We start from the raw sequence: 22,056 nt of genomic DNA, 5'->3' as shown, positions 1-22,056 counted from the left end.
CTCAGAGCAAGGCAGCGATCCCCTTCTCGAGCTGAAGGGCACCGATGACCAGGAGCAGCGCGGCGTTCAGGACATGCGTGTTCCCGGCTATCCACGCCCGCACGCGATCGAGGAGCGGCTGGGCGTCGGCGCCGCGGACCACCACGTACAGCACGGGCAGCGCGATGGGGAGCGTCCCGATGATGACGAAGACGACAGCGACCCACAGGCCGGTGCTCCGGTCGACGTCCGACAACGAGATGTCGAGCGCGGCGAGGATAGCGCACGAGGCATCGACCGGATTGAGCACGAAGAGCCCGAGTCCCAGAAGCAGGGTCCGCCCAGGCCGAAAGGACTCCACGGAGTGCAGCCAGCCCGGGAGCTGGGGTGATGCGGCGACGACTTCGCGCGGTGATGACGCCGCGGCCATCTGTACGATGTGTGCGCGCCCCTTTCGGTACACCCAGACGGCAGACCCGATCAGGAACAAGCCGAGGAGGACGCGCACGATCGGGACCCACAGCGGAGGCTCACCGAGCTCGTGCACCGCGAGCAGGGGGAACAGCCAGAGGCACAGGGCCATGAGCCCGCCCAGACCGAGGAACCACCCGACCAGGTACGTGATGCCGTTCATCCGCGCATTGCGCGAGAGGAGAACGGCGACGAGCGCCATGATCGCGAGCGGGCTCAGGACCACACCGAGAGCGACCGGGACGAGCGCGAGTATCAGTTCTCCCACGTGCGCGTCCCTTCTGCGGGCCGGGCGCCCCGGCCGATCCTGGTTCTAGAAACTGCCGATTCCCTTGCCGATCATCGATACGCCGATCACCAGGAGCAGGACGGCCATGATGACGGCGTTCTCCGCCGCCAGCCACCCGCGCAGGGCGTCCAAGGGCGCACGGAGACGCTCGGCTGCGACGAGGTAGCCGACGACCGGGATCAGCACCGTCGATGAGGCGATGAGCGTGTAGATGACGACGACCACGACGGCGGACCCGAGCGGAAGGGCCGCGCCCCCGATGTCCGTGCCCGCGCCGGCGGCCATGATCAGGTTCTTGGGGTTCACGGCGGACAGGAGGAATCCGAGGCCGAACGCCACGGGGAAGGTGACCGTGTCGATGGCCTTCATCCACTTCGGCAGCGCCGCGTCCTCACCGGGCTTGGGGCGCTTGCGCCATTGTCCGAAGGCGAGGAGGAAGAGCAGCAGCCCCAGGACGAGCTGCACCACACCACGGATCGGCCGTGAGGCATCAGGGTCGTCCGCCGGCAGGATCGACGACAGGAGAGTGAACACGGTGACGGCGACGACGATCCCGATCACCCACCCGAGGAGGAAGCCGACACTGGTGATGCGCGCCTTGGGCGAGAGCAGCATGAGGATCGCCGCGATGATCGGGATCGGGCTGATCGCGACCCCGAGCGCGAGGGGGAGGATCTCTCCGATGACGGTTCCCATCAGTGACCTTTCTCTGGAGTCGACCCCGTCGTCGACGGAGCCAGATTCGTGATCGCTTCGCGGTTGGTGGCGTAGACGTCTTCCGCCTCGAGGAGTCCGAGCTCGGTCAGGCGGTGCAGTGTGTTCGGCCGCACTCGACTGAAAGCGAGGGAGACCGACTGACCGGCGAGCCAGTGCTTGAGGGCGACGAACGATTCCGCGCCGGTCACGTCCACATCGGTGACGGCTTCCATATCGACGACGAGGTGTTGGACACGGCCGTGGCCAGCAGACGAGATGGCGTCTTTCACGGCGCTCGAGAACACGGCACCGTTGGCGAAGAACAGCGGAGCGGCCAGCCGGATGACGATCACTCCCGGTGCCGTGACGTTTCCGGCCGGAGCGTCTTCGAGCAGCGACTCGCCGGGATCTCCGCTGGATTCGAGCACGTCGATCGCGGGATTCGACGCGCGTTTGGCGATGTTGATGAGCGCGAGCACGAACGCCACCAGGATGCCCGGGATCGAGCCGATCAGAAGCGTGACGAGGAAGCAGGTCGCGCCGATGAGGAACTCGAACCGGTCCTTGCGCCACAGGTCGATGAAGTCGCGGATGCCGAGCAGCGGGATGATCGCGACTCCGACGATCGCGCCGATGGCCGGCGACGGGATGTCGGCCAGGAGTGCCGTGCCGAACAGGAGCAGCAGCAGGGTGCCTGCGGCGAGGATCAACGCGGGGAACTGCGTACGCGAACCCGCTTGATCCATCGCCGCAGTGCGGGAGGTCGACGAGCCGACGGCGAAGCTGCCCTGCGCGCCGGCGACGATGTTCGACGCGCCGAATGCGAGGAGATCCCGGTTCGCGTGGAACGGGTAGCCGTGTTTCTCGGAGTATGACCGCGACACCAGCAGGCCCTCGGCCGTCGTGACCAGGGTCAAGGCGATCGCGGAGGGAATCAGCATGAGCCAGAGCGACCAGTCGATCATCGGCCACGTGAGCACGGGCGGTCCTGCCGGAACCTCGCCGAGGACGTCGACGCCCTGCTGATCGAGTCCGGTCACGACGACGACGAGCGTGGTCGCCACCAGGACGATCAGTGCCCAAGGGACGGCGCGGAGAAATCTGCGTCCCAGCAGCAGCACGGCGACCGCGCACACGGAGATCAAGACGGCCCAGCCGTTGACCGTGGTGAACCCTCCGACGAGGTCGACCAGTTTCCCGATGAAGTCCTTGCCGGAGTCGATCTTGACGCCGAGCATCTTCGCCACCTGGCTGACCATGATGTCGAGCGCCAGCCCGCCGACGAAACCCACGAGGATCGGTTTGGAGAGGAAGTTCGCGAGGAAGCCCAGTTTGAAGATCGCGAGGAGCACGAACATGACGCCGCAGATGATCGCCTGGGCCAGCGCGAGAGTGGCGTAGTCGGCACTGCCGGCGGCGGCGAGGCCGCCGATCGAGGACGCGACGAGCGCGGCGGCTGCCGCGTCCGGTGACGCGACCAGCTGTCGGGAGGAGACGATCAGCGCGTACACGATCGTGGGAACGATCAGGGCGTAGAGGCCGGCGGTGGGCGGGAGGCCGGCGATCTGGGCGTAGCCGATGTTCAACGGGATCGCGATGGCGAGCAGGGTGACCCCGGCGGTGAGCTCCGTGACGAAGTTGCGCCTGGTCAATCCCGCGAGTGGACGTTGCACATCGCCTCCATCCGCCGGCGCCCCCGTCGAGCGCTCCCGCCTCCACGATCCCACCGGGAACGTTCTCGGGACCACGTCTCGACGGCAACCTCACCCCTGGTGATTTACGGGGGAGGTGCGGGCACAGCGAGGTCGTGCGGGCGCAGCAGTGGGGAAGAGGCAGGTGCGGAGACGTCAGCGGCGACGAGGCGCACGACGTCGGCGACGTCGTCGCGCAGGCTCGACCGGCTCCGGCTCCGGCGCCACGGGAACCGCGGTGCGGTCTCCGGAGAGCCAGCGCAGCCAAGTCGCATCGGGATCGCCCTCGAAGACGAGCGTCCGCGCCAGCAGGGTGAGCGGGATCGACAGGATCGCCCCGAGGGGACCGATGATGAAGGTCCAGAAGATCACCGAGAAGAAGCTGAGCGTCAGACTGAGATCGACCGCATCGCTGACGAACTTCGGCTGGACGAGCACCTGGAGGACCACGTTGACGATGCAGTAGACCGCGACCACTCCGAGCAGCAGCGGCCAGCCGCCGACGACGAACGCCAGGATCGCCGGAGGGACGAGGCCGAGGACGAAGCCGATGTTCGGGATGAAGTTCGTCACGAACGCCAGGATCGCCCAGACGACCGGAGCCGGAACGCCCATCCACCACAGTGCGAGACCGTCGATGATCGCGACGATCGCGCCGAAGCTCGCGTTGACGATGTAGTAACGGCGGACGCCGGTGTTGAGACGCGAGATCCGCGCGATCACCGCGCCCTTGGTCGCGCCGAAGATCGCGGGCGCCTGGCGGTAACGAGCGGCATCCACCGCCATGAAGATGATGTAGGCGCACACGAAGAACAGGGCCGTCGCGACGCTGACCACGGTTCCCCCTATGCTCCGTGCGAGCCCGAGCAGCGTGGTGGGGTCGAGGACCGACGCTGCGGCGTCCGAGGCCTCCTCGTCCAGGCCGAGGGACTGCAGCCACGCCACGAGGTCGTCGACGGTCGTTGCCAGACCGCCTTCCGACACCAGGTCGCCGATCAGACGGGCGAACTGCGTACCTGCGAGCCAGAGCAGTGCTCCCATGATCAGGAGGATCAGATACGCGACTGCGATGACCGCGGTCGTGCTCGCCCACTGCGGCCAACCGCGTCGATCGAGAGGGCGACGGAGGGGCTCGCAGATGACCACGATGACGATCGCCAGCGCGATGGGCCCGAAGAGGTCACGGGCGAAGTAGACGCCGGCCAGAGCCACCGCGCTGGCCGCGAGCATGAGCAGCACCCGCAGACTGGGGGAGAGCATCCGGTCGGGGGCGCGCTCCGGCGCAGGCGAGGTGGTCACGCGGACAGCGTAGTCGACGAGCTCAGAACGGCTCCGGTGCGACCAGCGGTGCCGGGCCTTGCCGGGGGGTGACGACCGCTCTCACCCCGGCGGATTCCAGCGCCTCGGCCACGCCGCGGACCGTCGCCGACATCACGGCCGATCCGTGCAGCGGGTGGTGCCAGATCCGAAGGGTGAGCATCCATCGTGTCGGAGAGATCGAGGCGAACGACACGCCGGGATGCTCACGGGCATGAACGCCCTCGACCTCGCCGGCGGCACGGGAGATGATCGCGATGACATCATCCACGGCGATCCCCTCTTCTCTCGCGACCCGGATGTCCACCGCGCTGCGACGCGCGCCGTGACGGGAGTCGTTCACCAGAACCCCGGTGAGGAGCGTGGCGTTCGGTACATGCACCGTCCTGCCGTCGACCGTCGCCAGGAGCACCGCGCGTCCGTTGAGCTCCTGGACGACGCCGCGGATCGGCCCGTCGGGGCCGTCGATCTCGATCTCCTCCCCGATCTTCACGGACTGGCGGGATTGGATGAGCACCCCGGCCGCGAAATTGTCGGCGACGCCGCGGAGCACGAGGATCAGGACGACCACGGCGATGGCCGTCATGGCCAGGAGCGGCTGCACGTTCGCCCCGAGGAAGGCCAGCCCGACGCCGATGCCCACCAGGAGCAGGGCGTATTGAGTGAAGCGTGCCGCCAACTGCGCGACCGAGTCGGAGATGCCCGGCGTCCGTGTCGTCAGCTTGAGCACGCCTTTCCGGGCGAAGCGGGAGAGCAGCCAACCGATGAGGATGGACAGCACCGCCAGCACGATCTGCCACGGCGAGAGCCCATCGGGGAACAGAGCGTCCAGCGTCACGTTCGCCGACCACTCGATCGGGGGCTCCAGCGCATCATCCGACCAGGATGCGGCGCGCGCGCTCGCCGCGGAGGATCCCTCTCATCCGGAGGGGGTGAGCGCGGAGCACGGCTGGTCGGTATCGCCCGTTGAGGATGAACGATGTTCGTCCGCGCTTCCGCAGCATCGGAGACTGAGGGCATGTCGACGACGCCCCCATCGCCGGATCTCCTCACGGCAGCCCGCTCGCACGGCGCGACCCGCGAACGGGCGCGGGAGGCCATCGGTCTCCAGATCTCGATCTTCGCCTTCGTCGTCGCAGCGCTCGTGGCCCTCGTGGTGTTCCGTCTGCGGTCGGCGCCCATCTCCGGCCCCGACTCGCTCGGGCAGTTCGCGGCACTGGCATCCGCGGTCACTGCGGTCGTCGTCTTCGTGCTGGGTCGCGTCATCGCCGCCGATCCCGAGAGGCACAGGCGGCTCGGGGTGCTCGACATCATCGACATCGCGGCCTTCGCCTTCGCGCACGCCATCATCGCCCTGCTCGGGTGGACGCTCGCTGCGACGATCATCGAAGCGGGTCTGATCGGAGCCGTCGTCTACCCCGTGCCCGTCTTGATGCTCGCCGGCGCCGCGAGCGGGCTCACCGCCTACGTGACCTACTACTCCGCGACCCATCTGGACCTGCAGCTGCTGGCGACGGTCCTCGCGGTGTTCCTGGTCCTCGGGATCCTGGCGAGCATGCTGACGGCGAGCGACCCGCAGTGGTGGAAGGAGAACCTCAGCGCGCTCGGCATGACCGACGACCTCTCGGCGCGGGCGTTCAACCTCACTCTGATCGTCGCCGGGATCCTCGTGACCACGCTCGCCCGCTACGCGACGAGGGGCATCCCCACCCCGCACCCGCGCGGAGTGACCTCGGTGCGGACCTGCCTCATCATCGTCGGGCTCTTCCTCGGCATGGTCGGCGTGTTCCCCGTCGATGAGCACTTCGCGCTCCACACCGCGGTGGCGTCGGGAATGGTCGTCGCGTTCGCCGTGCTCGTCGTCGCGATGCGCTGGTGGGTGCCCGGAGTCTCGCGCACCTTCCTGCTGCTGGGTTACGTCTTCACTCTCCTGATCGTGGTTCTGGCGGTGTTCTTCGCCGTCGGCTACTACACGCTCACTGCCGTGGAACTGGTGGCCGGGACCGTCGTGTTCACCTGGATCATCCTCTTCATCCGCACCGCTGATGCCCTCAAACGAGACGAGGGAGCGAGGACGGGCGACTAAAGATCACCCGGAGGATGCCCTTGAGGGGTATCCGGCACGCCACTAGCTTTGGTGCCATGTCGCACCCCGTACGCTCGACGAGGCCGGGACCCACGGTGCGATTCCGGCCACCGGCTCCCCAGCCCGGCGCGATCCGTCGTGATCGGGTGAGCGCAGCGATAGGGGCGGCCGTCGTGAACGCGCAGTTGACGGTGATCAGCGCCCCGAGCGGATTCGGGAAGACGACCGCGGTCGCCGATTGGGCCTCGGGTGTCGATCGGGTCGCGTGGCTCGGACTCCACACGTTCGACTCCGACCCGTCCCGGTTGACTCAGGGGGTCGTGAACGCGCTGCTCACCGGCGCCGAGCGTTCCGGCCGTCCTCTCGATCTCGACCGTGATCTGGAGGATCCGGACCGGGCGTACCAGGAGATCTGCCGGGCGTTGGGAAATTCGGACGAGCGTATGCACCTGATCGTCGACGATGCGCAGCGCGCGGGCGAGGAATGGCGCAGGGGACTTCTCGGCATGCTCGCCGAGCAGGCGCCGGAGAGTCTGCACGTCGTCCTGGTAGGGACGACCCTGCTCGAGCTGACGCTCTCCCGTCATCGGCTGATGCACCCGGAGGCCTTCGTCGGCGTCGACACCCTCAGCTTCACGGGAGAGGAGGTTCGACTGCTGCTCGACGGGGACGCGGCCCACCTCGAACCCGAGACGATCCTCGACGAGACTCAGGGGTGGCCGATCGCCGTCAGACTGATGATGATCGGCGGAGCAAGACCCGACGCGCGGCCGCAGAGCGCCTCGAGTTTCCTGGGCAGCTACGTGAGGGAGCATGTGCTCGGGAGCCTTCCTCCCGACGTCGCGGACTTCGTGCTCAAGGCGAGCGTCTGCGGAGAACTCACCCCCGAACTCGCCGCCGCTGTCACCGGGCGCCCCGACACCGTCACGCTGCTCGAGACCTGCGTACGGCTCGGTCTGTTCCTCGACCGGTTCGAGAGTCCACAGGGCGTCGTGTATCGATGGCATGCCGCCTTCGCACGACGATGCGCCGAGATCCTGGGCCAGGATGCAGCGCGCGCGAAAGAATGCCACAGGCGCGCCGCCGCCGCCCTGGAACCGACGGATCCGACGGCGTCGATCGCGCATTCGCTCCAGGCGTTCGACTTCCTCGCTGCGCGCTCGACCCTTCTTCGGCACTGGCTCGGGCTCGTGGTCGGGGCGAGGGCGGACGAGGTCGAGCGCACCGCGACCGAGATGCTGCGACGCACGCCCGACGACGCCCAGGTGCTGCTCGTGCGCGCCTGCGCGAGCGATGTGTTCGGTGACCATCGCGTGGCGCGCGAGTTGTTCCGGCGTGCGGAGGCGTCGATCGCGCGATCGGCCGAACCCGATGAGCCTGTGGTGCTCCAGATCGCCCGACTGTTCATCGCCGATGAGCGCGCGGAGGTCGCGAGCGCGAGCGCCACGGTGCGGCAGATGCTGCTCGATGACGATTCGACGGAGCTGAGCGACCGCGCCGCGCTCAACTACCTGCTGGGATGGACCGAGATCCGGCATCGCGGCAATCCCCTGATCCCGCTCGAGTACTTCTCCGCGGCGGCCAGGGAGGCACGCGGCTCCGGAGATCGGGAACTCGCGAAACGGGCATCGGGACACCTCGCCTTCGGGCAGACGTGGGCGGGTCGCCTCACCGAGGCCCGGCAGTCGCTCATCCGTGTGCACGAGGAGGAGGACGTCGGTCTGCCCTGGAGCACCTACGCCGGCGGCAGCGCCGCGGCGGCCGCGGGATTCGTCTCCTACTGGTCGGGGGAGCTCGTCGACGCCATCCGCGAGTTCGGGACGGTGATCGCCAACGGCAGCTCCGATCGCTCGTTCACGAGCGTGGCGCGAATGATGATCGCCTATGCAGCGGCGGAGACCGGAGACGTCGCCGCCTGCCGTCGCGCGGCGATCGGCATCCAGGACATCCCGCTGGAGGTCGTGCACGGCATCTCCTGGCCGGCGTTCCGCGAATCATCGGTCGCCCTGCTCGAAGAGGCGGTCGGCCGGCAGGACCGGGCGATGCGGATCGCGCGCAGGTATGTCCATTGCCCCGACCTCCCCGTCGTCAACGTCGCACTGGCAGGGGTGTTCCGCCGGTCAGGCGAGTACTCGGCGGCGTTGGAGATGCTGCGATCCCTGCGGGCATTCAGCGAGGTGTCGTACGTGAAGTCGGCGACGCTCATCACGGCAGCTCTCCTACGCCGTCATGGCGGGCACCATGAGGAGGCGCACGAACTGTGCGAGGCTGCCGTCGCCGTCGCGGCGGGGGAGAACATCCGCCTTCCCTTCGGCCCGCGCGAGACAGCGGTGCGCAAGCTGTTGGGAGAGCATGTGCATTTCGGCACGCAGTTCGAGGACTTCATCGGCAGGTGTCTCGCCACGGATACGGCCGGGTCGCTCGTGGACGCGCTCTCGGAACGTGAGCGTGATGTGTTCCAGCAGCTCCAGACGGCGCGTACGCTGCAGGAGATCGCGCGGGAGCTGGCGGTGTCGATCAACACCGTGAAGACCCACCAGCGAGCGATCTACCGCAAACTCGGGGTGTCGTCGCGACGTGAGGCCGTGCGGACCACCGTCTGACGTCGACGGCGGCCCGGCAGGAGGCCTCACACCTGGTGCAGTGCCGACGAGAGGATCGTGTTCGCGATCGACGCCGGTATCGGCTGGGTCGCGAGGATGCGGTCCTCTCGGTGGTCGACGTCACGGGCGAACCGCTCGACCCAGATCGGCTCCACCAGGATGAGCGCCGCGAGTGCGCCGAGGGGAACCGTCGCCGCGAAGTGACGAGCGTCGTCCTCGCCGATGAGACCGGGAGTCTCGAGGGCGAGGCCGGCGAGTGCGAACTCGTCACGGTCGACCTCGACGATCCGGTGCTCCTCGAGGTCGAGCCGCTCGATCATCAGGAAGTCGAGGAGGCGGATGGCGCCGGCCTCCACCTGTCGCAGCAGGGCCTCGAGGACGTTCGGGCCGAGGCGGTCGCCCTCGAGGTGCACGGCGACGAACTCGACGTCGCCGAGCGCCTGCAGAGTCGTCACATCGACCACCTCGACCACGGCCTCAGCTCAGAGCGCGGGTCTTGATGGCCGCGAACTCGTCGGGGGTGATGGTCCCCGCGGCGAGCAGCTTCGATGCCTTGTCGATCTCGTCGCTCGGGCTGGAGCCGGCGACGCTGCGGATGTAGGAGTCGGCTGCCTGCTGCTGGTCCCTGTAGGCGGAGACACTCCGCTCGCCCATGCCTCTGCCGCGCGCGATCAGGTAGACGAGCGCCGTGAGGAAGGGGACGAAGATGAGGAAGATGATCCACACGGCCTTCCACCAGCCGTTGAGCGTGTGGTCGCGGAACAGGTCGGCGACGATGTTGAAGAGCACCATCAGGTAGGAGACGAACACGAATACCCAGAAGAACCACCAGATGATGTCCCAGAAACTGTCCCAGATGGACATGTCGCACCTCTTTCGTCGAGTGACTGCGTACGGCGATCGTGACAGGACGCATCTTCGCGTGGGGGAGTCGCTCACCCTGATCGGGCGACCCCGCACGACCGGCGGGGTGAGGGTCTCATCCGCTCGGGGTGAGAGAGCGGCCCGCACCGGGCGCGGCGATGCGAGCATGGTGCACAGTCGTGGCCGTGTGCCCCGTGAGAGAGGACCATCCATGAATGATTTCCGTTTCGGTCCCGCCGAGTTCTATCTCGTCGGGTTCGAAGGAACCCGGCCGGACCCCGCGACGTTCCGCGCGTTGACCGACCTCGTCGACAGCGGGATCGTGCGCCTGCTCGACTTCGTCGTGCTCGCGAAGTCGGAGACCGGGAAGGTCGAGATCGTCGAGCTCGACGACGACGACGGAGTCCTGGACCTCGGCGACTTCGAGCCGATCGCGGCGGGTCTTGCGGGCGAAGAGGACGTCGAGTCGTTGGCGGGCGCGCTCGCCCCGGGACAGTCGGCTGCCCTGGTCGTCCTGGAACTCGCGTTCGCTCGCACGCTCGCACAGAATCTCGCCGCGGCGGGCGGACAGGTGCTGCGCACCGAGCGTGTTCCGGCGCCCGTGGTGAACGCCATGATGGACATCCTCGATCAGGAAGGTGAATGACATGCCCTTGAGAAGATTCGGTCGCCCCGGACTGATCGGCCTCGCCGCCCGGACGGCAGTGGTGGCCGGGACCGCGACCGCCATCGGCGGGGCGATGTCGCGGCATCAGCAGGAGCGTGCGCAGGGAGAGTACGAGCAGCAGCAGTACGAAGCCGCGCAGCAGCAGGCGCAGATCGACGCCGCGGCTCAGAACGCCGCTTCGCAGTACTCGTCTCCGCCTCCGGCCGCGCCCGCGCAGGGGGACGACCTGATCGCGAAACTGCAGCAGCTCGCGTCCCTCAAGGACTCCGGCGTCCTCTCCGAGGCCGAGTTCGCCGCGGCGAAGCAGAAGCTCCTGAGCTGAACACACCGATGATTCGTCGTCTGCGGGATGGCCGAAACGAGAAGGACGAATGAGCGAACTGGACGATCTGCGAGCGCGTGTCCTGCTTCTCGAACAGGAGAACGAGACGCTCAAGAAGCCCCGTCGGCGTCCGGTGGCCAGAAGCATCGTCGCGGGGATCGTGCTGACCCTCGCGGTGCTGATGGCCCCGGTCGCCGCGATGGGCACCTGGGCGCGCCTGCAGCTCGTCGATGCCGATCGGTTCGTCGCGACCTTCGCGCCTCTGGCCGAAGACCCGGACGTACAGGACTTCGTCGCGGATCAGGTCAGCTCGGCGATCCACGAGCAGGTGGACTTCGACGCGATCGTCGGCGAGGTGTTCGACGGGATCCGCGAACTCGACCTTCCGCCCCGTGCCTCCTCCGCCCTGTCGTTGCTGGAGGCTCCGGCGGCCAGCGGGCTGACCTCCCTCGTCGACGGTGTCATCCATGACGTCGTGGCATCGGACCAGTTCGCCGACATCTGGGCGCAGACGCTGCGCATCACTCATGAACGTGCCGTCGCGATCCTGCAGAACAGCCCTGACACCGCCCTGCAGCTCGCAGACGACGGGGTTCTCTCGATCGACCTGGGTCAGGTCGTCGACCGCGTCAAGGCGGTGCTGACGGAGCGCGGTGTCGGGTTCGCCGACCTCATCCCGGAGATCGACCGATCGGTTCCCATCGCCCAGGCGGATGCCCTCGTCCTGGTGCGCACGATCTATCAGATCGCGGTGGCCGCCGGATTCTGGCTGCCATGGGTCGTTCTCGGTCTCGTCGTCGTCGGCATCCTCCTCGCGAGGAACCGCGCGCGTGCTCTCTTCTGGACCAGCGCGGGATTCGCCGTCGCGTTCCTGCTCCTGTCGGCGGGGATGGGCATCGGAAGAACGTTCTTCATCGGCGCCGTGAGCCCGTCGATCATGACGGCGGCGGCCGCGCAGTCGCTGTTCGACGAAGTCACGTCGCTGCTGAGCTCGACGATCGTGGCACTGGCCCTGGTCGGAGTGCTCGTCGCCGTGTGGGCGTGGCTGGCCGGATCGAGCCGCAGCGCCGTGGTGACACGCGGAATCCTGGAGAGCGGCTTCACGGCGGTCCGGAGCACCTGGGAACGACGAGGCCTGTCGACCGGACGATTCGGCCTCGCGGTCGATCGCTTCCACGGTCCGATCCTTCTGGTCGGGTTGGTGCTCGCGCTCCTCATCCTCATGGCGTCGAGACCGGTCTCGTTCGGTGTGGTGTTCGGGGTGACCGTCGGACTGCTCGTCTTCGCCATCGTGGTCGAGCTGCTCAGGCGGCCCCCGGGCGCAGCGATCGTTTCCCCGAGGGAAGAGCCACTGGTCGAAGAGACGGAGGAAACGGAACCGGCCGACGCGGAGAACGCCCGACGGTGAGTCTCCGACGGGCGTTCTCCACGGCATCTCACGCGCGCGCGGAGTCCGGAAAGACCTTCTCCCAGTCGTCTCTGACGCTCACGACGGTGTAGCCCTTGTCCGCAGCATCCGCGAGGGCCTTCTCGGCGCCCGCGTCGTAGGGGATGTCGCCGCGTGACGGGTCGTCGTGGTGGACGAGGAGTGCGAAACCCGGCCGCGGTCCTCGGCGTGCGAAGTCCATCATCGCCGTATCGCCGTTGGAGTTGCCCCCCACGAACAGGGGGCGCCGGCCGATGCGGGTCCAGATGCGGATCGGCTTCTCGGGACCGTCGTCGAAGAAGGCCAAGGAGGACGAGTACCGCACGGTCGCCTCTGCATCGTCCCACGCGAGACCGAAGGCCGACCCCACCACGCGCTCCGGGGGGATCCCGTAGTTGGCCTGCGTCATCGGACGCATGAAGTCACGCTCACCTCCCGAGACGATGTAGCAGGTGAAGCCGTGGTGCTCCAGAAACCTGAGCAACTCGACCATCGGCTGATACACGGTCTCGGCGTAGGGGCGCTGCAACGTCGGATGCTGCGCGGTACGGTAGAACTCCGCCACCGACGCCGCGTAGTCCTCCACGCTCATTCCATCCGTGAGCCCGACCAGCGCCTGGATGATGATCCCGAGGTCGGAGTCGTCACCACCGTAGTGCTTGTCGATCGCCGCTCCCAGCCACGCGAAGTCGCCGCTCACGGCTGCGAGATACGGCTGCCTCTCGGCGAGCTCCGGTGCCCGCTCCGCAGCCGCACGCCACTGCTCCACGACGAAGTGCAGCTGTGTGATCATCGGCTTCTCCGACCACAGGGTCCCGTCGTTGTCGAACACCGCGATGCGCTCCTCGACGGGAACGGCGTCTGGCCCCGATGTCACGGAGGCGACGAAAGCCTCGATGTCTCGGCGTGTGCGGGTGTCGCGCCAGGAGGGGAGGGAAGGGTGAGCGGTCATGTGCGATCCTCGCGTCTCTTCGAATGCCGGCGGAAGCATCAGCGTGGCATCGTCCCGCGGTTCTCGACAGGCTGACATCACCCCGCCGGGGCGATGGTCCGCGCGGTCGAACACGGAGATCACCGCGTGAGCGGAATACCCCAGGAGGGTATAGGGTTGACACGAAGGAGTACCCCACCCGGGTATGCTGAATCGAGAAAGGAACCCTCATGAACACGAGCGAGTACCAGGTGAGCGGAATGAGCTGCGGCCACTGCGAGGTCGCTATCCGCGGCGAAGTCAGCCAGATTCCCGGTGTCGATGCGATCGACATCAGCGCTCAGACCGGCAGGCTCGTCGTGACGAGCGCAGAGCCCCTCGACGACGCGGCGATCCTCGCGGCGGTCGACGAGGCGGGTTACCAGGCAGTACCCGCCTGATGAACACCGCAGGCCGTCTCGGCCTCTACGGCGCGGGTCTCGTGGTGGTCTTCGGGATCGCGTTCGCGGTGGCCGGCGCCGTCGTTCCCGACAGCGCTGTGGCCTCCTGGATGGAGCGCGGGGGAGCCGGCCACGATGAGCAGTCGGCGGAACTCGCCACGCAGAACACGGATAACGGGAAAGAGCAGGGGACAGACGTGAGTGGAGTGATGATCGCCGCATCCGGATACACCATCGGCGCGATCTCGGCCCCGGGGGAGACCGGGACCGCGGGGGAGCTCTCCTTCGTGGTGCGAGGGCCCGAGGGCGAGCCGGTCACCTCGTACGAGACGGCCCACGGCAAGCAGCTTCACCTGATCGTGGTGCGTAGTGACGGCAGCCGATATCGGCATGTGCATCCCGTGCTCGATGTCGGGACGGGGGCCTGGTCGCTGCCATGGACCTGGGAGGCTGCGGGTACGTACCGTGTGTACGCCGACTTCACCGCATCGGACGGGCCCGGGGTGACGCTCTCACGGACCGTCGATGTGGGCGGGCCCTTCACGCCGCAGCCTCCGGCCGAGACGCGGTCCACCGCCACCGTCGATGGATTCGACGTGTCGATCAGTGGTGACCTCGTCGCAGGTGCCGGGAGCGAGTTGACGGTCGAGATCGCTCGGGACGGGGTACCCGTCACCACGCTCGAGCCCTATTTGGGTGCGTTCGGGCATCTGGTCGCACTCCGTGACGGAGACCTGGCCTACCTGCACGTGCACGCGCACGGAGATGAGCCCGAACCGGGTGAGGTCGCCGGTCCCGAGGTTGTCTTCACCGCGCAGGCTCCGACCGCCGGCAGGTACCTGCTCTACCTCGATTTCCAGGTCGACGGGAAGGTCCACACCGCGCCGTTCGTCCTCGATGCGGTTCCCGCCGACCTGTCGTCGAACGACACGGGCGACGACCACGGCGGGCACTGAACCGCACGACCCCACTCTTTCCGCGTCCTCGGAGGCGGAGCGCAAGTATCGAGGAGATCATCATGACGGACACGCAGTCCGCGGCCGCACCGGCCAGCGTGGAGCTGGAGATCGGCGGCATGACCTGCGCATCGTGCGCGATGCGGATCGAGAAGAAGCTGAATCGGATCGACGGCGTCACGGCCACCGTGAACTATGCCACGGAGAAGGCCAAGGTGACCGCCCCGGCCGGCTTCGATCCTGCTCTGCTCATCGCGGAGGTGGAGAAGACCGGATACACCGCCGCCCTTCGTGCGCCCGAAGCCGAGACGGGTCAGGACGATGCGGGCGATGCCCCCGATGCCGAACTCACGAGTCTCAAGCACCGGCTCATCGCCTCGATCGTCCTGACGGTCCCGGTCATCGCGATGGCGATGATCCCGGCGCTCCAGTTCATGTACTGGCAGTGGCTCTCACTCGCGCTCGCCGGTCCCGTCATCGTGTGGGCGGCGTGGCCGTTCCACAAGGCGGCGTGGACGAACCTGCGCCACGGCGCAGCGACCATGGACACCCTGATCTCGATGGGGACCATCGCCGCATTGCTGTGGTCGCTCTACGCCCTGTTCTTCGGGACTGCAGGAGTCCCCGGGATGACGCACCCGTTCGAGCTGACCGTGGCTCCGAGTGACGGCGCCGCGAACATCTACCTCGAGGTGGGGGCGGGGGTGACGATGTTCATCCTCGCCGGGCGCTACTTCGAGAAGCGCTCCAAGCGTCAGGCCGGGGCCGCGCTGCGCGCGCTGCTCGAACTCGGAGCCAAGGACGTCGCCGTGATCCGCGACGGTATCGAGAAGCGGATTCCCACGGCCGACCTCCAGCCGGGCGATGAGTTCGTCGTACGCCCCGGTGAGAAGATCGCCACGGACGGGGTCATCGTCTCCGGGACCTCGGCCGTCGATGCCTCGATGCTGACCGGCGAGTCGGTGCCGGTCGAGGTCGGTGAAGGGGACGCCGTGACCGGCGCGACCGTGAACGCCGGCGGCCGCCTGGTCATCCGGGCGACCCGTGTCGGCTCCGACACGCAGCTGGCGCAGATGGCGAAGCTGGTCGAGGACGCGCAGACGGGGAAGGCCGAGGTGCAGCGCCTCGCCGACCGCGTCTCCGGGATCTTCGTGCCGATCGTCATCGCGATCGCCCTCGCCACCCTCGGGGCATGGCTGGGAGCCGGGTTCCCTGCCTCCGCAGCCTTCACGGCGGCCGTCGCCGTGCTCATCATCGCCTGCCCCTGCGCGCTGGGCCTCGCCACACCGACCGCTCTGCTGGTGGGGACGGGACGCGGAGCGCAGATGGGCATCCTCATCAAAGGACCCGAGGTGCTCGAATCCACCCGCAAGGTCGACACGGTCGTGCTCGACAAGACGGGCACCGTGACGAGCGGCAAGATGACGCTCACCGCCGTGCACACCGCGGAGGGCGTCGATCGACGCGAGCTCCTGCGGCTGGCAGGCGCCGTGGAAGACGCGTCGGAGCACCCCATCGCGCAGGCAGTGGCGAAAGCCGCGACTCAGGAGATCGGCGCACTCCCGGTGCCCGAGGACTTCGTCAACGTCGAAGGCAAGGGTGTTCAGGGCGTGATCGAGGGGCACGCGGTGCTCGTGGGTCGGGAATCGCTGTTGGCCGAGTGGTCGCTGCACCTGCCCGCCGCGCTCGCTGCCGCGAAAGCGGAGGCCGAGAGTCAGGGCAAGACCGCCATCGCGGTCGGGTGGGACGGCGAGGCGCGTGGCGTGCTCGTCGTCGCCGACGCGGTGAAGCCGACCAGTGCGCAGGCCATCTCGCAGCTCAAGAGTCTGGGTCTCACGCCCGTCCTCCTCACCGGCGACAACCGGGCGGTGGCGGAGCAGATCGCGGCAGAGGTCGGCATCACCGATGTCATCGCCGAGGTGCTCCCGAAGGAGAAGGTCGAGGTGATCACACGGCTGCAGCGCGATGGCAAGGTCGTCGCGATGGTCGGGGACGGCGTGAATGACGCGGCCGCACTCGCCCAGGCCGATCTGGGGCTCGCGATAGGCACAGGGACCGATGCGGCGATCGAGGCCAGCGACATCACACTGGTCCGCGGAGATCTGCGCAGTGCCGCGGACGCCATCCGCCTGTCCCGCAGGACTCTGGGCACGATCAAGGGCAACCTGTTCTGGGCCTTCGCCTACAACGTCGCGGCGATCCCGCTCGCTGCGCTCGGCTTGCTCAACCCCATGCTCGCCGGCGCGGCGATGGCGTTCTCCAGCGTCTTCGTGGTCGGCAACAGCCTCCGCCTGCGTTCCTTCCGGAGCCAGACGGCGGACCCCTCTCCGGCGGGGAGCCGTGCGGCGCGGGAACGCGCGACACCGGCAGTCCCCGCAGGAACCCACTGAAACCGAAAGAGGAGCATCTCATGTCCGATTCCCCCGCAGGATCCTGCTGCAGCGTCACCAGCAACGGTGCGGTCTCCGCCGAAGGTCGAAAGGATCTGCTGGCGTCGCCCTCCGGCGCCATGGCAGAGTGCCCGGTGATGGTCGGCAGCGCGGTCGTCGTCGCGGATGCCGAGGCCGCCGGCCTGTTCCGTGACTACGAGGGCACCCGCTACTACTTCTGCTGCGCAGGATGCGGGCCGGCGTTCGACGCCGACCCGGCGAAGTACGTCGCCGCAGCCTGACCGTTTCACCCGTGCGGGGCCGCACCACGCGGCCCCGCACGGGAATCGTCTTTCCGAGGAGGAGAGGGTAATGAGCACTCCGCACCACGACAGCACCGCACCCGGCGCCCCGCACCACGAGTCGAACGACTCCGACCATATGCATGGGGGACACGACGCCCACGGGGGACACGACGCCCACGGCGCCCACGGGGGACACGGCGGACACGGCGGACACGGAGGGCACGCCGACCACGTCGGCCAGTTCCGGCGGCTGTTCTGGATCATGCTCGCGCTTGCCGTCCCCACCGTCGCGTTGTCGGGGATGTTCGCGATGATCCTCGGCTACCCCCTTCCCGACCTCCCCGGGCTGATGTGGGTCTCGCCCGTGCTGGGAACCGTGATGTACGTGTGGGGAGGCAAGCCCTTCCTCGTGGGCGCCGTCAGCGAGATCCGCGCGCGCAAGCCCGGCATGATGCTGCTCATCGGCCTGGCGATCACCGTGGCCTTCCTCGCATCGTGGGGGGCGAGTCTCGGCATCCTCCATCACGAGCTCGACTTCTGGTGGGAGCTGGCCCTCCTCATCGTGATCATGTTGCTCGGGCACTGGATCGAGATGCGCTCGCTCGCGCAGACCACCTCTGCGCTCGACTCGCTCGCCGCTCTCCTGCCGGACGAGGCCGAGCGTGTGGAGGACGGTCAGGTCGTGATCGTCTCACCCGCAGATCTGGCCGTCGGCGACATCGTCGTCGTTCGCCCTGGCGGAAGCGTTCCGGCCGACGGGCGCATCGTCGACGGACGCGCGTCGATGGACGAGTCGATGGTGACGGGGGAGTCCCGCACGGTCGCACGCGGTGCGGGAGACCAGGTCACCGCCGGCACCGTCGCCACGGACTCCGGGCTCCGGGTGGAGATCACTGCGACCGGAGACGACACCACCCTCGCTGGAATTCAGCGCCTGGTGACCGAGGCGCAGAGCTCGTCTTCGCGAGCTCAGCGCCTCGCGGATACCGCAGCGGGGTGGCTGTTCTGGTTCGCTCTGGGATCCGCGGCGATCACCGCGATCGTGTGGACTCTCGTCGGATTCCCCGACGCGGCCGTCATCCGCACGATCACCGTGCTCGTGATCGCCTGCCCGCATGCGCTGGGTCTGGCGATCCCGCTCGTCGTGTCGATCGCGACCGAGCGCGCCGCCCGGGGTGGAGTCCTCGTGAAGGATCGCCTCGCCCTGGAGAGTATGCGAACCGTCGACACCGTGCTGTTCGACAAGACCGGAACCCTCACCAAGGGCGAGCCCGTCGTGTCGGAGGTGTCGGTCGCGGGCGAGCATGACGCCGATCGCGTGCTGGCGCTCGCCGCCGCTGCGGAAGCCGACAGTGAGCACCCGCTCGCGAAGGCGATCGTCCGCGCCGCCACCGAGAGGAGCCTCTCGGTGCCGCAGAGCCGCGACTTCACGTCGTCGCCTGCTGTCGGGGTCACGGCTACCGTCGAGGGATCGACCGTGCGCGTCGGCGGCCCGCACCTGCTCACGGAGGAGCAGGCGGACGAGCTCGCCGTCGCCGAGCAGTGGCGGGAGGACGGCGCAATCATCCTCCACGTCGTCCAGGACGGCCGAGTGATCGGAGCGCTGAAGCTCGCCGACGAGGTACGTCCGGAATCCCGCGAAGCCGTGGACGCGCTGCATGCGCTCGGTGTGCAGGTCGTCATGATCACGGGTGATGCCGAGGCCGTCGCGCAGACAGTCGCCGCCGACCTGGGGATCGACCGGTTCTTCGCGGGGGTGCGCCCCGAGGACAAAGCCGCGAAGGTGCAGGAGCTGCAGCACGAGGGGCGCAAGGTGGCGATGGTCGGCGACGGCGTCAACGACGCACCCGCGCTGGCGCAGGCAGACGTGGGGCTCGCCATCGGGGCGGGCACAGACGTCGCCATCGCCTCTGCCGGCGTGATCCTCGCAAGCGATGACCCGCGCTCTGTTCTCTCGGTCATCGAACTCTCGCGGGCCGCGTATCGGAAGATGAAGCAGAATCTGTGGTGGGCCGCCGGGTACAACCTGCTCTCGGTGCCGCTCGCGGCCGGCGTGCTCGCGCCGATCGGGTTCGTGCTGCCGATGTCGGTGGGGGCGATCCTGATGTCGCTGTCGACCATCGTCGTCGCGCTCAACGCGCAGCTGCTGCGGCGCCTCGATCTGCGGCCTGACGTCGCGACCCGCGCCATCCTCGATCGCTGATTCCCGTACGCAGAAAGACCCCGTCCAGCCGGACGGGGTCTTTCCGCGCACGGTTCTCGCGACTCACTGATGCCGCAGCGCGGCGTTCAAGTGCTCCTCTGGGTCGACCAGGTGGTTGTGATCGTCGGTGCCGAGTGCGACCTCTGCCCAATCGATCGTGCCGGTGAACTTGCCGCCCCACTCCTTGTATCCCTCGTAGGCGGGCATTCCGGTGTCCTCGCCGGTGTCCAGGCCCTCGTCGAAGGAGAAGTACAGCGGGTGCGTGTGCTCCACGCGTCCGGAGCCGACCGCGGCACCGTCGATGAACAGCGTGACCTCGCCGCCCTTGCCGATCCCCCCGCCGTCGTAGGCGAACTCCGCACGCACGAGGTGATCGCCACCGCCGATGGTCGTGTCGGACAGCACGGTCGTGCGGACCAGCCCGCAGTAGTTGTAGTGATACCCGAGCTTGCCGTCTTCTGCGAAGAACGACCACCCGCCGGTGCGTCCGCCCTGGGCGACGATGGCACCTTCGACTGCGCCGTCCTCGGGCACCGTGAGCTGGGCCGTCACCGAGTACGAACGGTTCTTCACATTCAGGGCGACGTTCTCTCCCAGACGGATCATCCCCGGGTACAGCCGCAGTCGGTCGCCGGTGACCAGCGTGGGCCTGCCGGCGATCGCGGGATTCATGCGCTCGGCCGCGCGGTCGTCGAGCGGGAACACGTTGTGTCGAGCCGCCTCGATCAGGAACATCTGCTGCATCTCTGCCAGCTTCTCCGGGTGTGTGGACGCCAGGTTGTCCGACTGCGTCCAGTCGACCGAGGTGTCGTACAGCTCCCACACGTCGGCCGAGAAGTCCGGAGCCTTCGAGACGACATCCCACGGAGTGCGGTGCTTCGTCTGCGCCGTCCAGCCCTTGTGGTAGATGCCGCGGTTGCCCATCAGCTCGAAATACTGCGTGACGTGTCGTTCATCGGCGTCCGGGGCGTTGAAGCTGTAGGCCATCGAGACTCCGTGCATCGGAATCTGGGTGACCCCGTTCACCGTGTGCGGCTCGGCGAGGCCCGCGACGTCCAGGACGGTCGGGGCGAGGTCGATCACGTGGTGCCACTGGTGCCGGACCTCGCCGGATCCCTCGATCGCGCTCGGCCAGTGGACGATGGTGCCGTTGCGCGTTCCGCCGTAGTGCGATGCCACCTGCTTGGTCCACTGGTAGGGCGTGCACATCGCGTGCGCCCACGCCACCGAGTAGTGGTTGTACGCCTCTGGACCGCCGACCTTGTCGAGATGCTCGTTCCAGAACTCGACGGTCTCGAACTGACCGCCGCCGTTGGAGGCGGTCGTCAGCATGTAGGCACCGTTGATGCCGCCCTCCGCGCTCGCCCCGTTGTCGCCGATGATGTAGTAGACGAGGGTCTCGTCGAGGATGTCCTGCTCCTCGAGCGCGTCGATGACGCGACCGGTGTGGAAGTCGGCGTACTCCAGGAACGCCGCATAGACCTCCATCTGGTGCGCGAGGATCGGCTTCTGCTCGTCCGGGACGTCGTCCCAGGCCGGCAGTCCCTCCGGGCGTTCCGTGAGCTTCGAGTCCGGCGCGATCACGCCGAGTTCGATCTGCTTCGCGAAGGTCTGCTCGCGCTGCGCGTCCCAGCCGTGGTCGAAGGCCCCCTTGTACTTCGCGATCCAGTCCTTCGGAACGTGATGCGGGGCGTGCGTCGCGCCCGGGGCGAAGTAGATGAAGAACGGCTTGTCCGGCGTCAGGCTCTTCTGCTGCCGGATGTAGTCGATGGTCTTGTCGGCCAGATCGGGCATGAGGTGGTAGCCCTCGTCCGTCGGCGGCTCGACCGCGGTGACTCCGTCGACGAGGGCCGGCGTCCATTGGTTCGTCTCACCGCCGATGAAACCGTAGAACCTCTCGAAGCCCGAGAAGGCAGGCCAGTGGTCGAACGGTCCCGTGGGGCCTGTCTCCCACACCGGCACCTCGTGGCACTTTCCGAACTGCGCGGTGTTGTAGCCGTTCTGGCGCAGGATCTCGGGCAGCGGGACGGCAGAGTTCGGACGCGTGGAACGGTAGCCGGGGGAAGGGGTCGCGGTCTCGGTGATGTGGCCCATGCCGACGGCGTGGTGGTTGCGTCCGGAGAGCAGCGCGGCACGGGTGGGGGAGCACAGCGCGGTCGTGTGGAATCGGGTGTACTTCAGCCCGGCGTTCCCGAGGCGTTCGGCCGTGGGCGTGTGGATCGGGCCGCCGAATGCGCTCGACGCGCCGAAGCCCACATCGTCGAGGAGGATCACCAGGACGTTCGGTGCGTTCTTGGGCGGGCGCTTGGCGACGAGGGGAGGGAAGTCGGCCTCCGACTTCTTCGCGTCGAAGACGACGGGCCCCTGATACTCACGGTCAGGAAGCGGCAGGATCGATCCGGGCAGTTCCGCGGTCATGGAAGTTCCTTCTTCTCATACAT

Annotated in this window: 19 protein-coding genes; 10 read left to right on the top strand and 9 right to left on the bottom strand. The window is 67.9% G+C overall.

All coding sequences use genetic code 11. From position 1 onward, the window contains the following. Position 1 precedes the first annotated feature (1 nt). The 5 genes from ABDC25_RS10845 to ABDC25_RS10825 form a co-directional block, all read right to left on the bottom strand. Entirely contained in the window at positions 2–718 is a 717-nt protein-coding gene (locus ABDC25_RS10845) for a GAP family protein (RefSeq protein WP_347122939.1), read from the bottom strand. A gap of 45 nt (positions 719–763) precedes the next feature. Continuing rightward, positions 764–1,435, bottom strand: coding sequence for a GAP family protein (locus ABDC25_RS10840; RefSeq protein WP_347122937.1), 672 nt, complete (start codon positions 1,433–1,435; stop codon positions 764–766). After that, on the bottom strand, positions 1,435–3,087 hold the full coding sequence (locus tag ABDC25_RS10835) for a solute carrier family 23 protein (protein WP_297554530.1): 1,653 nt from the start codon (positions 3,085–3,087) through the stop codon (positions 1,435–1,437). Before ABDC25_RS10835 ends, ABDC25_RS10840 begins: the two co-directional genes overlap by 1 nt. A 195-nt stretch (positions 3,088–3,282) precedes the next feature. Next, on the bottom strand, positions 3,283–4,425 hold the full coding sequence (locus ABDC25_RS10830) for an AI-2E family transporter (RefSeq protein ID WP_347122935.1): 1,143 nt from the start codon (positions 4,423–4,425) through the stop codon (positions 3,283–3,285). Positions 4,426–4,447: 22 nt separating this feature from the next. Beyond that, a complete protein-coding gene (locus tag ABDC25_RS10825; RefSeq protein WP_347122933.1) occupies positions 4,448–5,281 on the bottom strand; it encodes a mechanosensitive ion channel domain-containing protein in 834 nt (277 codons plus the stop codon). A gap of 180 nt (positions 5,282–5,461) precedes the next feature. Here ABDC25_RS10825 and ABDC25_RS10820 point away from each other — a divergent pair, with 180 nt between their 5' ends. Together ABDC25_RS10820 and ABDC25_RS10815 are read left to right on the top strand one after the other, a co-directional pair. After that, positions 5,462–6,529 carry a DUF998 domain-containing protein gene (locus tag ABDC25_RS10820; RefSeq protein ID WP_084487203.1) on the top strand — a complete coding sequence of 356 codons (1,068 nt, stop codon included), beginning with the start codon at positions 5,462–5,464 and terminating at the stop codon, positions 6,527–6,529. 56 nt (positions 6,530–6,585) lie between these two features. After that, positions 6,586–9,132 carry a LuxR C-terminal-related transcriptional regulator gene (locus ABDC25_RS10815; protein WP_347122930.1) on the top strand — a complete coding sequence of 849 codons (2,547 nt, stop codon included), beginning with the start codon at positions 6,586–6,588 and terminating at the stop codon, positions 9,130–9,132. A gap of 26 nt (positions 9,133–9,158) precedes the next feature. On the opposite strand, the gene ABDC25_RS10810 is transcribed toward ABDC25_RS10815, so the two are convergent. Continuing rightward, a complete protein-coding gene (locus ABDC25_RS10810) occupies positions 9,159–9,605 on the bottom strand; it encodes a DUF6325 family protein (RefSeq protein WP_347122928.1) in 447 nt (148 codons plus the stop codon). Positions 9,606–9,609: 4 nt separating this feature from the next. Then, complete coding sequence (locus tag ABDC25_RS10805) at positions 9,610–9,996, bottom strand: SHOCT domain-containing protein (protein WP_029258448.1); 387 nt, start codon at positions 9,994–9,996, stop codon at positions 9,610–9,612. Positions 9,997–10,207: 211 nt separating this feature from the next. On the opposite strand from ABDC25_RS10805, the gene ABDC25_RS10800 reads away from it, so the two are divergent. From ABDC25_RS10800 to ABDC25_RS10790, 3 genes are read left to right on the top strand one after another with little or no spacing between them, the layout of a single operon-like run. Beyond that, positions 10,208–10,642, top strand: coding sequence for a DUF6325 family protein (locus tag ABDC25_RS10800; protein WP_021198022.1), 435 nt, complete (start codon positions 10,208–10,210; stop codon positions 10,640–10,642). A 1-nt stretch (position 10,643) separates the two neighbouring features. Next, positions 10,644–10,985: an SHOCT domain-containing protein gene (locus tag ABDC25_RS10795; RefSeq protein ID WP_297554513.1), complete on the top strand. Its 342-nt coding sequence runs from the start codon at positions 10,644–10,646 to the stop codon at positions 10,983–10,985. A 49-nt stretch (positions 10,986–11,034) separates the two neighbouring features. Next, positions 11,035–12,393, top strand: coding sequence for a hypothetical protein (locus tag ABDC25_RS10790; protein ID WP_347122926.1), 1,359 nt, complete (start codon positions 11,035–11,037; stop codon positions 12,391–12,393). A gap of 28 nt (positions 12,394–12,421) precedes the next feature. Here the strand turns inward: ABDC25_RS10790 and ABDC25_RS10785 are convergent, their stop codons facing one another. After that, complete coding sequence (locus ABDC25_RS10785) at positions 12,422–13,363, bottom strand: HAD family hydrolase (protein WP_297554507.1); 942 nt, start codon at positions 13,361–13,363, stop codon at positions 12,422–12,424. 209 nt (positions 13,364–13,572) lie between these two features. Between ABDC25_RS10785 and ABDC25_RS10780 the strand changes: the two genes are divergently transcribed. The 5 genes from ABDC25_RS10780 (at position 13,573) to ABDC25_RS10760 (ending at position 19,615) form a co-directional block, all read left to right on the top strand. Beyond that, positions 13,573–13,782: a heavy-metal-associated domain-containing protein gene (locus ABDC25_RS10780; RefSeq protein ID WP_347122924.1), complete on the top strand. Its 210-nt coding sequence runs from the start codon at positions 13,573–13,575 to the stop codon at positions 13,780–13,782. Continuing rightward, complete coding sequence (locus ABDC25_RS10775) at positions 13,782–14,738, top strand: heavy-metal-associated domain-containing protein (protein ID WP_347122922.1); 957 nt, start codon at positions 13,782–13,784, stop codon at positions 14,736–14,738. Before ABDC25_RS10780 ends, ABDC25_RS10775 begins: the two co-directional genes overlap by 1 nt. A gap of 62 nt (positions 14,739–14,800) precedes the next feature. Further along, positions 14,801–17,128 carry a heavy metal translocating P-type ATPase gene (locus ABDC25_RS10770; protein WP_347122920.1) on the top strand — a complete coding sequence of 776 codons (2,328 nt, stop codon included), beginning with the start codon at positions 14,801–14,803 and terminating at the stop codon, positions 17,126–17,128. A gap of 20 nt (positions 17,129–17,148) precedes the next feature. Further along, positions 17,149–17,409 carry a YHS domain-containing protein gene (locus ABDC25_RS10765; protein ID WP_021198015.1) on the top strand — a complete coding sequence of 87 codons (261 nt, stop codon included), beginning with the start codon at positions 17,149–17,151 and terminating at the stop codon, positions 17,407–17,409. A gap of 139 nt (positions 17,410–17,548) precedes the next feature. After that, complete coding sequence (locus ABDC25_RS10760; protein ID WP_347125981.1) at positions 17,549–19,615, top strand: heavy metal translocating P-type ATPase; 2,067 nt, start codon at positions 17,549–17,551, stop codon at positions 19,613–19,615. A gap of 63 nt (positions 19,616–19,678) precedes the next feature. Here the strand turns inward: ABDC25_RS10760 and ABDC25_RS10755 are convergent, their stop codons facing one another. Continuing rightward, positions 19,679–22,033 carry an arylsulfatase gene (locus ABDC25_RS10755; protein WP_347122918.1) on the bottom strand — a complete coding sequence of 785 codons (2,355 nt, stop codon included), beginning with the start codon at positions 22,031–22,033 and terminating at the stop codon, positions 19,679–19,681. Positions 22,034–22,056 lie beyond the last annotated feature (23 nt).

The sequence above is a fragment of the Microbacterium sp. SY138 genome (assembly GCF_039729145.1).
GTDB lineage: Bacteria > Actinomycetota > Actinomycetes > Actinomycetales > Microbacteriaceae > Microbacterium > Microbacterium maritypicum_A.
Note: the sequence above shows the minus strand (reverse complement) of the source record. Positions and strands in the feature narration are given on the sequence as shown.